This is a genomic window from Rhizobium sp. 268, from assembly GCF_036571585.1.
Lineage (GTDB): Bacteria > Pseudomonadota > Alphaproteobacteria > Rhizobiales > Rhizobiaceae > Rhizobium > Rhizobium redzepovicii.
Window position 1 is genome coordinate 1 of the sequence record NZ_JAPPSO010000039.1, and the last position, 13,503, is coordinate 13,503.

The window sequence follows — 13,503 nt, forward strand, 5'->3', positions numbered from 1 at the left end:
GGGCCTCCTTAACGAATCTGGTAAGCCTTTGTAGCAAAAGCAGTTTCTCAGATTCGCAGCCCCGATGTACCCCTTACTTTGAGAGATTCGGGTTAGCTCCCCTTTTATTACTCTACGAGTTTTGAAAGCCGCCTCTTGCCTCCGGACGGCAGCAGCCGCCGCGCGGCTCAGGTTTCGTATATCATAATACGGTATGTTGGTATACCACGATTCTGATCGCAAATGTATGCTCGGATCCGTTGAAGCTTTACTCGGCAATCGCCGTGATCAAGAACCCGCGGCCGGCTAGCGCCGGGTAAAACCGCGACGGACCTGCCGCGACCGTTCAGCCGGAGTTCCGCGGTGGTTGTTTAGCTCTCGGCGCTCAGAATATTGGACCCATCGAATGATATTGGTTGGCCCTCACGGAGGGGCCAATATTCCCTTATGACCAACTCAGTGGAAATAGCCCGACCCGGAAATAGGTACGAAGGAACAGTCGAATGACAGTCAAAACCCAATCACATGGACGAACAACGATTTTCCCGATTTGGGCGCGTCCAATGTGGCAGCTTCGATTGAGTTCCGATCTTTTACGGGAGCTTTCCGTTTAAGCGACCGAAAGCCTTCTGGCGACTAGCGATGTGCGAAGCTTCATGGCCGGCTTTTCAATCAGCGCCCATGATAGAGCGGCTAATGCCACGGTCCCGACCGGCTCGACGATCCAAAGCCACCAGTGGCCGACCCATCCGATGCCGATCAGCGTGTGCATGACGAGCATATGGTAGAGGTAGATCCCGTAAGAGAGATCCTGCCCGCGCAAAAGGTTAGGGCGCGGAAATGAGTACGCTGCCGACAGGACTAGACCGGCAAGAATAGCGATTCGGAATGCATCGACAGGCGCCGCATTGTTGATAGAGATGAATGCAGCGGACGTCCCTGCTACCCACCACGTTATCGTGAGATGAATTGCCAGCCACCACAAGAGCTTCCCCTCAAAGATCCTGCTTACGCGATGCCAGTAAAGCCGTGCAAGAACTCCCATCGAAAAAATCCAGAAAGTCGGGCCCACTGTCACCGACAGGAACGGATTGTACCTATCAGTTATGTTGAAGTGCTGCGCCATGACCCAAGACCCGAGAGCAGCGACGGCAACGACTAGCGCCCCTGCTCGTTTCCACCGCCGCCAAATTTCCAACAGCGTTGGCAGGGTGAGGTAGAATGTCAGCTCCACCGTCAGCGTCCACAGCACTCCACTTGGGTCCGAGACGCCGTAAAAGCCGCTCATCGTGTAGGGCTCGTAGGTGAAGTAGACGGCCCAGATTCGTGCAGCGGTCAGGATGTAGACCGTGAAGTAAGACAGATACTGCAAGATACCAGTGACATTTAATCCCCCCGTCACAAACAGGGCAAGTTCCATCACGGCGATGTTGACGAGCAGTGCAGGAAAGATTCGGAGCGACCGCTTGACGAAAAAAGAGGCCGCCGACGATGAGCGGATGTAAGAATCTGTTACTAGAAAGCCGCTGATTACAAAGAAGATCGCAACACCCGGCGTCGAAAACAACAGATTGAAGGCCGTTGTGCCGTTCAAAGAATCGCCCAGGTGAAGCCAATTCCACGCGTGGCTGAACATCACTTGGCAGGCGGCAAAGAGCCTTAACAGGTCGAAGTTGTTCCGGTGGCCGGATGAGTGTTCATTGGATGGTGCCATGAATGTCCATTAGCCGGCAGATGCCGCGCAACCTTTCGGCGGTGTATTGAGAACAGAAGTCAGGTGTGGGGGTGGACGGCTTAGTTGTCTGCAGCCAAGACGGTGTAATTGCCGCTTCTCAAGGCTCAGACAGCCTGTCGTCGAGGTAAAGAGCCGTTTGCGCCTTGGCGACTGATTTCGCCCCGGTGCCGCCTGCGGATGCAAACCCGAGCGGCATTGGCATCCCCCGTCAGATCGTTTGCCTTCGTTGGTTAACAACATCGATGGGTAATACCTATAACTAGGATCAACTATGAAACGTCTTTGGCCGATCTTTTGGATCAAACTGAACAATCGTGATCCAACTGGCAGTGAGTGCGGGCCGGTTCTCGTTTTCGATCTCGACAGTCACCTCGTAGGTCGTCACCAGCATGCTTGAGCCCCGAAAACGGCAGTCGGACAATACGAAGCGGCCGCGTACGCGACTCCCAGTCTTAACGGGCGACATGAAGCGCACGTTGTCGAAGCCGTAGTTGAGGCCCATTATCTGCTCGCGAATTTTTGGCATCCCGCTGAAATTCATCACCGACAAAAGTGAAAGAGTCAGGAAACCATGAGCGATCGTGCCGCCGAATGGGCTTTCCACCGCAGCGCGTTCCGGATTCACATGAATGAACTGATGGTCATGCGTTGCATCCGCGAATAGATCGACTGTTGATTGATCGATCATGATCCATTCGGATCTTCCAACTTCCTGGCCAACTCGCCCAAAGACATCCACGAGCGAAATTTCATTCATACGACCTCACTTATTCTAAATTCCAATGAGAAGGTTTCGGTATTTGTCCGAAATCGTGCTAGCTCCGGGAGCTATGCAATTACTCGACAGTGACCGATTTTGCGAGATTGCGCGGCTGGTCGACATCGGTTCCTTTGGTGACCGCCACGTAGTAGGCAAGCAGCTGTAGAGGTAGAGAGAAGATGATGGGCGCGATTATTTCCTCGACATCCGGCAGCACGATCGTGTGAATGGTATCGAGCTTCGAACGTGTAGCTCCGCTCTCATCGGTGAGAAGAATCACGCGGCCGCCGCGTGCGGCAACCTCCTGCATGTTGGAGACGGTCTTGTCGAAGAATCGATCATGTGGCGCGATAAAGATGACGGGCATGTTTTTATCGACGAGCGCGATCGGGCCGTGTTTCAGTTCACCGGCGGCGTAGCCTTCAGCGTGGATATAGGAAATTTCCTTGAGCTTCAGCGCGCCTTCCATCGCCAAAGGGAAACTGGTGCCGCGGCCAAGAAAGAGCGCATGAGAGTATCCCGAAAGTTCCTTCGACAGGAGTTTGACCTTTGGCCGAATGTTTCGCAGCACCCGCCTCATGATGCGCGGCATTTCAATCAAGCTCATGACCAGTTGTCGCTCGTCGTCCTCGGTTATAGTACCTCGCGCCTTGCCTGCATTGATGGCCAGAGCAGCAAGAACTGCGAGCTGGCAAGTGAACGCCTTGGTCGAGGCGACCCCGATTTCAGGACCTGCGAGGATCGGGAAGATGACATCGGCTTCTCGGGCAATGGTCGATTCGCTTGTATTGACGACGGCGCCGACCTTCAGCCCTTGTGCCTTGCAATATCGCATTGATGCTAGCGTGTCGGCGGTTTCACCGGACTGCGAGATGAAAAGCGCCGCCGCATGTGGCGACAGGGGGATATCGCGATAGCGGAACTCTGAAGCGACATCGATTTCCACTGAAAGGCGTGCGTAGCGTTCGAACCAGTACTTGCCGATCAGGCCTGCCAAATAGGCAGTGCCGCATGCGGAGATCACGAGGCTACTGACGTTTGCAAAGTTCAGTTCCGTTGATACTTGAACTGCCCGATTGCTGGCTATATCGATGTAGCGGGCGAGAGCACCGGCTATGACCTCGGGCTGTTCGTAGATCTCCTTCTGCATGAAGTGGTCATAGTCGCCCTTGGTCACTCGGTCGACAGAGGCCATCGAGGTGTGTCGAGGCCGTGCGACGACATTGCCCTCACTATCGAAGATCCTGAAGTCTGTTTTCTCGATCACGGCCCAGTCACCGTCAACCAGGTAGGTAACTTCGTTGGTTAAGGGAGCAAGCGTGATAGGGTCGGAGCCTAGAAACATTTCCCCGTCGCCATGACCAATCACCAGCGGAGGTCCATTGCGCGCCGCCATAATGGTGGCTGGCTCATCCTGGAAAAGAATTGCAAGGCTGAAGGCTCCCTTCAGCCGCTTTAGCATCGCGTGCATGGCCTCTCGGCCGCTCATACCGCCGCGACGGGATTTTGCGAGGAGATGCGCGACGACCTCGCTATCGGTGCTCGTCTCGAAATCCGCACCAGTCGCTTCCAGTTCGGCCTTCAGCTCCGCGAAGTTTTCGATGATACCGTTATGAACGACGGCAATACCGTCGACGATATGTGGATGAGCGTTGCGTTCAGTCGGAGCCCCATGAGTAGCCCAGCGGGTGTGGCCAATGCCGATCATTCCGTTCAGTGGCTGTTGCTCCAGCTTCATTTCAAGATTGACGAGCTTCCCCTGCGCGCGGCAGCGCTCCAACCTGCCTCCGGAGATCGTCGCAATTCCAGCGGAGTCATATCCGCGATATTCCAAGCGCTTTAGCGCTTCGAGCAGTCGCTGCGACACCGAGTGCCGCCCTACGATCCCGACAATCCCACACATTTATCTGTCTCCGTTGTAGTGTGCCAAAGGACGCAGGTGCCACGAGGTTTTGTACCGCGACCCATTTGCGGAACCTTCTAATCGCATCCGGTAAGATGTTTAAAATCGATTGTTGTGATTGCGGACATCCAAATTATGGATGCAGCTTGCCCCATTGTACCGAGATCCGCTCAATGCAGGTGGAGATGTCGCATCAACCCTTCATTGAATTGATCGCGAAACACCTCGCCTTCTCAACTGAGTTCAGTTTCCACTGGTTCGACGAGACGTGCAAAGCCCACATATGTGCATCCGTCAGAAAGCCGTCGTGGTTGCCGTTGGCCGGTCTGATATCCAAGATTTAAGCATCAACCACCCCGCATCGGCTTGGTGGCAAGTGGGAGTTTTGGTTCACAAGCACCGCCTTGACTATGGCGTTCTCAGCGGCTTGCCTCAGCGCTTCAACCGAGCCGGATTTCCCATGGCCTTTTCCCCCGCGGGTATATCGCGGGTGACTACGCTTCCGGCGCCGATGACGGCGTTGTCGCCGATCGTCACCCCTGGGAGAATAATTGCTCCACCACCAATCCAGACATCTTTACCAATCCGGACAGGCCGACCTAGCTGCAGACCAGCCTGCCGCTGCTCGGGATCATGCGGATGGTCGGCGGTGTAAATCTGCACAGCCGGCCCGACTGCCGTCCCAGCACCGATCGTCACTTCTGCTACGTCAAGGATCACGCAGTTGAAATTGATGTAAACGTAGGCACCAAGCCTGATGTTAAAGCCGTAGTCGCAATGAAATGGCGGACGAATGACGGCTCCAGTTCCGACCTCTCCTAGTCGCTCCAGAAGAAGTGCGTTCCAATGCTCGGCCGTACTTCCCAGAGTATCATTATATCTCTTCAGCCAAGCTCCCGTGGCCAACAGGTCCGTCTGAATCTCCTCGTCCGCCGGGTTGTACATCTCGCCCGCCAGCATCTTTTCTTTTTGAGTGCGTGTCATTGTCTGTTCTCAGATCGCGTTCATCGATGAAGTTGTTAGTCCTCTGACGCCCGGCTTGAACGAGGTTCAGATAAGCTCCTCTTCTCGACGCTCAACATCGCATGGCGCAGAAGAGAAGTCCCGGCAGGAATCGGTCGACAACGCGGCGTTTGCGTGGTCCAGAGGGTCGTCCGACAGCAGTGGATTGAAAGTGGCAGTGACCAGCCCGGCCTTCAAGCGCAATCGACAGCAGGTGTAGTTGAAGAGCCGCTCCGAGACCCAGAGCGGGCGCTCTTTCCAGCCGGTTTTTTGGATGATCATAACTCCGGAACGCAACCATATTTTCCTCGCCCCGCCTTGTGAGCAATCCCCGGCGAGCCGTTGTGGGCTAACCATTGGTGCGAATTGACCTGCATTAGTAACAGCACCCCAGTTAGCTTCTCTCCAGCGGCCCTCGCGGTTGCGGCTGGAACCATTCACGGCCACATCGTCCGCCCCTTCACACCTGTCTGAATGCCAGGACGGCGTTGGTGCCTCCCATAGCGAACGCATTGCTCATCGCTACGCGCACCTTGCGCTCACGCGGGACATTGGGCGTGACATCGAGATCGCACTGCGGGTCAGGCTCACGATAGTTGGCGGTGGGCGGTATGACACCTTCTTGGATCGCCATTATACAGGCAATCATTTCAAGTGCACTGGCGGCACCCAGGCAATGGGCGTGCATGGACTTGGTGGAGGAGACGGACATCTGAAAAGCATGGTCTCCGAAGACGCGCTTGATCGCTGCCGTCTCCATCTCATCATTCGCAACGGTGCCGGTGCCGTGCGCGTTCAGGTAGTCCACATCGTCCGGGTTTAGCTCGGCATCGGCGAGGCAGCTGCGCATTGCTGCCTCCGGTCCCTCGATGGACGGCATGACAATGTCGTAGGCATCGCCGGAGAGTCCGATTCCGGCAACCTCGGCAAGCATAGTCGCACCGCGGGCAGCGGCGTGCTCGTAGCTTTCCAGGACAGCCATTCCGGCACCCTCGCCAAGGACAACACCTTTTCTGTCGGCGGAGAACGGGCGACAGGTATCAGGGGCAAGCACGCGCAGTGCTTCCCATGATTTCAGGACGCCCCATGTGAGCGGCGCATCGCTTCCCCCGGCAAGCATGACGTCTGCACGGCCCAGCCTGATCTGATCTACCGCGGAAGCGATGGCATGATTGCCCGCCGCGCAAGCGGAGGTGACGCCGAAGACGGGGCCGCGCAGGCCGAGATAAATGCTGACCTGGCCGGCAGCCGCGCTTGGCATTCCCTTGGGTGCTGTGAAAATGCGCGCGCGGGTCACTCCGTCTAGAAGGATACTGCGGTATGTTTCTTCAATCGTTCCCCAGCCAGGCCCGCCGACGCCCATCGCGGCGCCGTAGCGGTGGGCATTTTGTTCATTGGTGGAAAGCCCGGCCTGTCGCATGGCTTCGGTTGCAGCAATCACTGCAAGCAGGCTGAAGCGGTCCATAGAGACAAGCTGTTTGCGAGGGATGTCGTGTCCCGGTATCGCCCTGATTTCGGCACCAACGGTGCCTTCCATATCATAAAGATCTGTGGTGATGATCGGGCTGATTGCGGAGCGGCCTTCGCGCATTTCTTTCCAAATAGATGAAGCGTTTGTTCCTAATCCGCATATTCCGCCAATCCCCGTGATTACGACGCGCCTATCCATCACGCCTCCTTCGCGATCAAGCCGCGAACAGCTTCGACGACATCGCCGATATTTTTCAGATTAGACCAGGCATCGGTCGTGTTCATCTCGATCCTGATGCCGTAGGCCTGCTCCAGGTCCCAGAGCACATCGGCCAAAGCCAGGGAATCGATGCCAAGGGAAGTCAATTCGCTATCAGCGGTGATTTCTCCGATTGCTACAGGAATCCTCCCACCGTTTTCAGATTGGGCGAGATTTTTGATTGCGGCAATAATTTCTACTGTGAGCTGATCGGCCATCTTAGTCCTTTCAATCATTTCAATACTGGCGCGGCTGATTATCCCGGCCTAGCAACCCTTGAGCACGCTCGATGCTCTCACGGAGGGACCGGCCCTACGTCTGGCTCTGTGCTATGGGGCACGCAGAAGAATTGGTAAAATTGATTGATTGGATCGAATTCATCCAGAATATGGATGATGTGAGCCCTTTTTTGTAGAATTTCCGGCCTCTCGGACGGCCAGAACTGCGTGCGAGATATCTGGGGGTCGGATGTCAAGCGCCAGATATCAGATGTTGAGAGGCAGGCGGGATCAGGACTGGCCTGCCGACCTAGGTCTATGACAATCGCCCGGGATAGCACGAGTAGAAACGCAGCAATGGACCAATGGCCACTTTGATTACGTCACGGGTTGACCACCCAGAGGAACCAAGACTGCGAAATTGGCAGAGTCGCCAGAGCGTGGGACGACAAATTTGACTGAAGCTCGACCGGGACTATATCGCTCTGGCCTTTTGAGAGTCACCTTCGACGGATGCCTCAATGCGCGAAGCCTCCTCCAATATTATGTTGCGCATCCAGATGTTCCCAGGGTCGGAATTGTGAAGCAAGGGCCACTGTATAGCCTCCGTGAATGAGAGAGGAGGCAGCGGATGATCTACGATCTGAAGGGGAATCGTCGGTTCGAAATGTCTGACAAGCCGCAAGGGAAGGGTTGATATCCGATTCGTCCCCTGTAGTAACATCGGGATCGCGTTAAAGCCCTGGACCACGATTTCGATACGCCGCTTAAAACCGTGCTCCAGCAACAGCCATTGTTCAACGGATGGCTTCAAAGTACGCCCAAACATGGTCGCGACGTGTCCCAGCGACATGAATCGCTCAAGGGAAAGCTTCCCGTGCAGCTGCTGATTGTTAGGGCAGCCGACACATACGAGTTTCTCCCCAAACAGCTTCGCACTGGGATGAGGGGCTGACATGAACTGTTTTGGAAGGATCAAAAAATCCACATCTCCGCCATGGAGACGTTCGTCCGGATAATCAATCATGTGGAGTAATTCAAAACTGACGCCGGGCGCCTCTCGCGCTACGCGCTTTATGACCTTTTCGAAGAATACCAGCGTCATGAAATCGGACAGTACGATTCTGAAGCGCCGGTCAGATTCCGCCGGGACCAATGGATCCCACGCAATGATAGAGAGCTGAATCTGAAGCAGAGCTTCGCGAACTGCAGGGGCGAGCGCCTCGGCTCGCGGTGTCGGGACAAGTCTGCGCTGCTGCATCACAAACAGCTCGTCATTGAAGTAGGCGCGCAACCTGCCGATGGCTGCGCTCATGGCTGGTTGACTGAGGTTGATGCTGCGCGCTGCCGCGGTGAGCTTTCGCTCGGTCATCAAAGCATCGAGCGCCACGAGAAGGTTTAGATCCAGGCCCTTAAACCGCATATTCGATCCATGATGTAGATGATTGTGATCCAAACAATCAATTTTACCAATCTTTCGGAGTGCTTATTAGAAAGGCCGGAACTTATCAAGGCGCCAAAGCAAACTAGCGAGCGGAGGCGGATCGTATCTGTCGCAAATTGACGACGAGCGGTCCCATCTGTCCCATCAGCGTGTGCGCCTGCACCAAATCTTTGCTGCTTGGACTTGCGGCTGAGAAACGAATTGGAGCTTTGAATGTCTGCTGGAGTGCGGTGGAAAATAACATGGGAAAATGATCTCGAACCGTCGGATCATGCGGAACTGTCTGAATTTTTCCGAGCAACCTATGGTCCGACTGGCGAATTCAATGCCAAACCTTTTGAGACTGGCAGAAGCTGGGCAGGTGCGAGGCCGGAACGCCGGGCAATTGCTTACGATTCAAAAGGCGTAGCCAGCCACATGGGTTTGCTGCGTCGTTTCATAAAAGTCGGCGACACCGATTTGCTGGTCGCCGAACTTGGCTTGTATGGAGTGCGCCCGGATCTGGAGGGGCTTGGCATCGCTCACTCGATCCGCGCTTTGGCTCCGGCGTTGCAGGAACTGGCGGTGCCGTTCGCGTTCGGCACTGTCCGACATGCTATGCGGAACCACGTAGAGAGATTTTGCCGAGACGGTATTTCCAATATCGTCACGGGGGTTCGTGTACGCTCGACGCTTCCAGATGTGCTGCCCGATATGCCCTCCACGCGCACCGAAGACGTGCTCGTCCTGGTATTTCCGATAGGACGACCGATGAGCGAGTGGCCCTCCGGATCATTGATCGAACGAAACGGGTGCGAGCTATGAAGCGGCGCTCTTATATAAGCGAAGTACCGTTTGATGAGGCCGGGAGCGACGATCGTAGCATCTACTTGACGTTCGACGACGGTCCCAATCCGGAATGCACTGGCCAGATTCTGGATGTGCTCGCCGAACACCGCGTACCAGCCACCTTTTTCGTCCTCGGTGCCTATGTCAAAGACCATCCCGATCTCGTCCGCCGTGTTGCGGCAGAAGGTCACTTGGTCGGCAATCACACGATGACCCACCCCGATCTTACGGCCTGTGACTCGGAGGCAATCGAACGAGAGATAAAGGATACAAACGAAGCCATTGTTTCGGCGTGTCCCCAAGTTGCGGTTCAACATATACGAGCGCCATACGGCGCTTGGAACGCGGATGTCCTTTCAAGATCCATGAACGCCGGACTTCGACCTGTTCACTGGTCGATAGACCCGAGAGACTGGTCCTGTCCCGGAGTCGATTCTATCGTTGACGCGGTACTCGCTGCTGCTCGGCCAGGTGCAATCGTGCTTTTGCACGACGGTTGCCCACCTGATGAGGTCGGGAACTGCAAGCTCACCGGGCTGCGTGATCAAACACTTTCGGCGCTCTTGGCAATTATCCCGGCACTGCATAGCCGTGGATTTTCCCTTCGTTCACTTCCCCAGTAAAACTAAATCGACGAGAAACCATGACCTTGCTTGAAACAACCAGCATCGCCGCCGTCTCGCTTTATGGACTGCTTTCCTCCGCCTATAGGAGTGTACAGGTCCTTCATGCTCGGCAAACTCTCAAGTCGGAAACAGCGGAAAACACCGTCGAAGAGAGCTCGTTGCCAAGTGTGGACATCATTGTGCCTTCATTTAACGAGAGCCCGCGCGTCCTGTCCGATTGCCTGGCATCCCTCGCCAACCAGGACTATCCGGGGGTATTGCGCGTTGTTGTGGTTGACGACGGTTCCAGAAACCGTGACGCGGTGGTGGCCGAGCAGATCGTCTATGCGGGTGACGCGAGATTTGAATTCATCATGCTGCCCAGGAATGTCGGAAAGCGCAAAGCGCAAATCGCCGCCATTTCCCGATCATCCGGGGACCTCATCCTGAATGTGGATTCAGACACCACTCTCGCCAGCGATGTTGTTTCCAAACTCAGTCAGAAAATGCGCGATCCGGCGGTCGGTGCGGTGATGGGGCAGCTTGTCGCAAGCAATCAGAACGACTCGTGGCTGACCCGATTGATCGACATGGAGTACTGGCTGGCCTGCAATGAGGAGCGCGCCGCGCAGGGACGCTTCGGTGCCGTGATGTGTTGCTGTGGACCCTGTGCCATGTACCGCCGGTCCGCCTTCGTCTTGCTTCTTGATCAATACGAGACGCAGCTTTATCGGGGAAAGCCGAGTGACTTTGGCGAGGACCGTCATCTGACCATTCTAATGCTAAGCGCCGGCTTCCGTACCGAATATGTCCCAAGCGCCATCGCCGCAACCGTCGTTCCTGACGGTTTGGCTGCCTATCTGCGCCAGCAACTGCGTTGGGCACGGAGTACATTCCGAGATACCCTGCTCGGACTTCACCTCCTCCGTGGCATGAACTGGTATCTGACTTTGGACGTCGTCGGGCAGAATGCCGGCCCTCTTCTGCTCGCTTTGTCCGTACTGGCGGGTCTTGCACAGTTTGCCTTGGCGGGTTCAGTGCCCTGGTGGACGATAGGAACGATTGGATCATTGACACTGATACGATGCGGCGTAGCTGCTTATCGTGCCAGGCAGCTTAGATTTGTTGGCTTCTCGCTGCACACGCTTGTGAACGTCTTTCTATTACTTCCTGTGAAAGCTTATGCGCTCTGTACGTTGTCCAACAGTGATTGGCTGTCGCGCGGCTCCGGAGTCAACGCTTCAGGTGCCGTTCTAAAGCAGAAGGCCTCCGAAACTCCAATGCTTGCGGCCCCTGAAGCTACTTTCAGCGGCGAATGATCGCTGTGTCGCCGCATCTTGCAAACCTCAGGAATCACATGAACGGTCAATCGGATCTACAGGCAGCTGTGGCTGAGACGCTCCGCCGACAAGGCAACCTACCATGCATTTCGATTTCAGAAGCAATCGCTCCCCAAGTAGGAGCGATATCTTCTATTGCGATCGAACTCGTCGGCGTTACCAAATCATATCGTGGGAAGGCCGTGGTTGACGGATTGTCTTTCAACATTGGGTCAGGAGAATGCTTTGGCCTATTAGGCCCAAACGGCGCCGGAAAAAGCACAATCAGCCGTATGATTCTCGGGATGACGTCGCCCGATGCGGGCAATATTTCGGTGCTCGGAGTGCAGGTACCCCGGCAGGCTCGCTCGGCGCGCGCCCGTATCGGTGTCGTTTCTCAGTTCGACAATCTCGACATGGAGTTCACCGTTAGAGAAAACCTGTTTGTCTACGGCCGGTACTTCCGCATGAAACGGCGGGAGATCGAAGCGATCGTGCCCTCGCTGCTGGAATTTGCGCGGCTTGAAAACAAGGCAGATACAAGGGTGGCCGATCTTTCTGGAGGCATGAAGCGGCGCCTATCATTGGCGCGCGCGCTGATCAATGACCCGCAGATCCTCATACTAGATGAACCGACCACCGGCCTCGACCCGCACGCACGCCACCTGATCTGGGAGCGTTTGCGATCGCTGTTGGCGCAAGGCAAGACGATCCTTTTGACGACCCACATCATGGAAGAGGCAGAACGCTTATGTGACCGGCTGTGCGTGCTCGAAGGTGGAGTTAAGATAGCCGAAGGTCGCCCCTTTGACCTGATAAAGGAGCAGATCGGCTGCCCCGTCATCGAGATCTATGGCGGAGACCCGCAGGAGATTAGCCTTTTGATCAAGCCGAACGCACGGCGCATCGAAATCAGTGGCGAGACCCTGTTCTGCTACACCCCCGACCCAGAACAAGTTCGGGCGCGACTGCGCGGACACTGGGGTCTGCGCCTCCTGGAGCGGCCGCCAAACTTGGAGGACGTCTTCTTGCGGTTAACCGGACGCGAGATGGGGAAGTACCAATGAGTGGAGATTCCGTAACGGCATTGCCGGGCGGCAGCTTGAACTGGATTGCTGTCTGGCGTCGAAATTACCTTGCATGGAAAAAGGCGGCGCTGGCGTCGCTTCTGGGTCATTTGGCCGAACCTTTGATCTACCTTTTTGGCCTTGGCGCTGGCTTGGGCGTGATGGTGGGCCGCGTTGGGGGCGTTTCCTATACTGCTTTCCTGGCAGCTGGAATGGTCGCGACAAGTGCGATGACGGCTGCAACGTTTGAGACGATTTACGCAGCTTTCGGCCGGATGGAGGGTCAGCGCACTTGGGAAGCGATGCTCTACACACAGCTGAGGCTAGGCGATATTGTTCTCGGTGAGATGGCTTGGGCGGCGACGAAGGCCGCTTTGGCGGGTGCCGGCATAGGCGTGGTCGCCGCCGCTCTAGGATACACGCAGTGGCTGTCGCTGCTGTATGCGCTTCCGGTCATCGCGCTGACGGGTTTGGCCTTTGCAAGCCTTGGGATGGTCGTCACAGCCCTTGCTCCGAGCTATGATTATTTCATCTTTTATCAGACGCTTGTTATCACACCTATATTGTTCCTCTCGGGTGCCGTCTTTCCAGTCGATCAACTGCCAATTGTCTTCCAGACGGCTGCGCGATTTCTTCCTCTGTCGCATTCGATCGACCTCATACGTCCGATAATGCTCGGTCACCCCGTGGTGGATGTCTGCCTGCACGTCGGCGCACTTTGCATCTACATCGTCATCCCATTCTTTTTATCGACAGCCTTGCTGCGGCGCCGACTATTGCGCTGAAGATCATTAATGCGCGCAGGCCGACTGGGATCCGTCGTTTTGGCTTTTCTGCCAGGCAAGCCTGTCAATCAGCACCGAACATTGACCCCTTTTGCTTATCCAATTTTGCCCCCCCTGTGCTGTAGATCA

13 protein-coding genes are annotated in these 13,503 nt (G+C 55.7%); 5 read left to right on the forward strand and 8 right to left on the reverse strand.

Annotated elements, in window-relative coordinates:
• Positions 1-589: 589 nt before the first annotated feature.
• The 8 genes from nodX to OS035_RS32730 form a co-directional block, all read right to left on the reverse strand.
• Positions 590-1,693, reverse strand: a complete 1,104-nt coding sequence (nodX, locus tag OS035_RS32695; protein WP_331815412.1) for a nodulation protein NodX — start codon at positions 1,691-1,693, stop codon at positions 590-592.
• 286 nt (positions 1,694-1,979) lie between these two features.
• Positions 1,980-2,471: a MaoC family dehydratase gene (locus tag OS035_RS32700; protein WP_331815414.1), complete on the reverse strand. Its 492-nt coding sequence runs from the start codon at positions 2,469-2,471 to the stop codon at positions 1,980-1,982.
• Between the two features lie 79 nt (positions 2,472-2,550).
• Positions 2,551-4,377, reverse strand: a complete 1,827-nt coding sequence (glmS, locus tag OS035_RS32705) for a glutamine--fructose-6-phosphate transaminase (isomerizing) (RefSeq protein WP_331815417.1) — start codon at positions 4,375-4,377, stop codon at positions 2,551-2,553.
• A 432-nt stretch (positions 4,378-4,809) separates the two neighbouring features.
• Positions 4,810-5,361: a sugar O-acetyltransferase gene (locus OS035_RS32710; RefSeq protein ID WP_017968972.1), complete on the reverse strand. Its 552-nt coding sequence runs from the start codon at positions 5,359-5,361 to the stop codon at positions 4,810-4,812.
• Between the two features lie 66 nt (positions 5,362-5,427).
• The gene (locus tag OS035_RS32715; RefSeq protein ID WP_331815420.1) at positions 5,428-5,676 is read right to left on the reverse strand and encodes a hypothetical protein; all 249 of its coding nucleotides are present in this window, start codon (positions 5,674-5,676) and stop codon (positions 5,428-5,430) included.
• A 163-nt stretch (positions 5,677-5,839) separates the two neighbouring features.
• Entirely contained in the window at positions 5,840-7,048 is a 1,209-nt protein-coding gene (locus OS035_RS32720; RefSeq protein WP_331815423.1) for a beta-ketoacyl-[acyl-carrier-protein] synthase family protein, read from the reverse strand.
• Positions 7,048-7,326 carry a phosphopantetheine-binding protein gene (locus tag OS035_RS32725; RefSeq protein ID WP_033181209.1) on the reverse strand — a complete coding sequence of 93 codons (279 nt, stop codon included), beginning with the start codon at positions 7,324-7,326 and terminating at the stop codon, positions 7,048-7,050. The genes OS035_RS32720 and OS035_RS32725 overlap by 1 nt, the downstream gene beginning before the upstream one ends.
• A gap of 475 nt (positions 7,327-7,801) precedes the next feature.
• Positions 7,802-8,749 carry a LysR family transcriptional regulator gene (locus OS035_RS32730; RefSeq protein ID WP_331815426.1) on the reverse strand — a complete coding sequence of 316 codons (948 nt, stop codon included), beginning with the start codon at positions 8,747-8,749 and terminating at the stop codon, positions 7,802-7,804.
• Positions 8,750-8,983: 234 nt separating this feature from the next.
• Between OS035_RS32730 and OS035_RS32735 the strand changes: the two genes are divergently transcribed.
• Genes OS035_RS32735 through OS035_RS32755 form a run of 5 tightly spaced genes read left to right on the forward strand, consistent with a single transcriptional unit; the run spans position 8,984 to position 13,374 of the window.
• The gene (locus OS035_RS32735) at positions 8,984-9,574 is read left to right on the forward strand and encodes a NodA family N-acyltransferase (RefSeq protein ID WP_082229751.1); all 591 of its coding nucleotides are present in this window, start codon (positions 8,984-8,986) and stop codon (positions 9,572-9,574) included.
• Positions 9,571-10,221, forward strand: a complete 651-nt coding sequence (gene nodB / locus OS035_RS32740; RefSeq protein WP_082229752.1) for a chitooligosaccharide deacetylase NodB — start codon at positions 9,571-9,573, stop codon at positions 10,219-10,221. Before OS035_RS32735 ends, nodB begins: the two co-directional genes overlap by 4 nt.
• 20 nt (positions 10,222-10,241) lie before the next feature.
• Entirely contained in the window at positions 10,242-11,522 is a 1,281-nt protein-coding gene (gene nodC / locus OS035_RS32745) for a chitooligosaccharide synthase NodC (RefSeq protein WP_033181212.1), read from the forward strand.
• Positions 11,523-11,560: 38 nt separating this feature from the next.
• A complete protein-coding gene (gene nodI / locus OS035_RS32750) occupies positions 11,561-12,589 on the forward strand; it encodes a nodulation factor ABC transporter ATP-binding protein NodI (protein WP_082229773.1) in 1,029 nt (342 codons plus the stop codon).
• Positions 12,586-13,374, forward strand: a complete 789-nt coding sequence (locus OS035_RS32755; protein ID WP_033181213.1) for an ABC transporter permease — start codon at positions 12,586-12,588, stop codon at positions 13,372-13,374. The genes nodI and OS035_RS32755 overlap by 4 nt, the downstream gene beginning before the upstream one ends.
• Positions 13,375-13,503: the final 129 nt, after the last annotated feature.

Coding starts and splice junctions, on each gene's coding strand:
- OS035_RS32710 (WP_017968972.1), bottom strand. CDS start 5,361: ATGACACGCACTCAAAAAGAAAAGATGCTGGCGGGCGAGATGTACAAC.
- OS035_RS32700 (WP_331815414.1), bottom strand. CDS start 2,471: ATGAATGAAATTTCGCTCGTGGATGTCTTTGGGCGAGTTGGCCAGGAA.
- OS035_RS32720 (WP_331815423.1), bottom strand. CDS start 7,048: ATGGATAGGCGCGTCGTAATCACGGGGATTGGCGGAATATGCGGATTA.
- glmS (WP_331815417.1), bottom strand. CDS start 4,377: ATGTGTGGGATTGTCGGGATCGTAGGGCGGCACTCGGTGTCGCAGCGA.
- nodX (WP_331815412.1), bottom strand. CDS start 1,693: ATGGCACCATCCAATGAACACTCATCCGGCCACCGGAACAACTTCGAC.
- OS035_RS32735 (WP_082229751.1), top strand. CDS start 8,984: ATGTCTGCTGGAGTGCGGTGGAAAATAACATGGGAAAATGATCTCGAA.
- nodI (WP_082229773.1), top strand. CDS start 11,561: ATGAACGGTCAATCGGATCTACAGGCAGCTGTGGCTGAGACGCTCCGC.
- nodC (WP_033181212.1), top strand. CDS start 10,242: ATGACCTTGCTTGAAACAACCAGCATCGCCGCCGTCTCGCTTTATGGA.
- OS035_RS32725 (WP_033181209.1), bottom strand. CDS start 7,326: ATGGCCGATCAGCTCACAGTAGAAATTATTGCCGCAATCAAAAATCTC.
- OS035_RS32730 (WP_331815426.1), bottom strand. CDS start 8,749: ATGCGGTTTAAGGGCCTGGATCTAAACCTTCTCGTGGCGCTCGATGCT.
- OS035_RS32755 (WP_033181213.1), top strand. CDS start 12,586: ATGAGTGGAGATTCCGTAACGGCATTGCCGGGCGGCAGCTTGAACTGG.
- nodB (WP_082229752.1), top strand. CDS start 9,571: ATGAAGCGGCGCTCTTATATAAGCGAAGTACCGTTTGATGAGGCCGGG.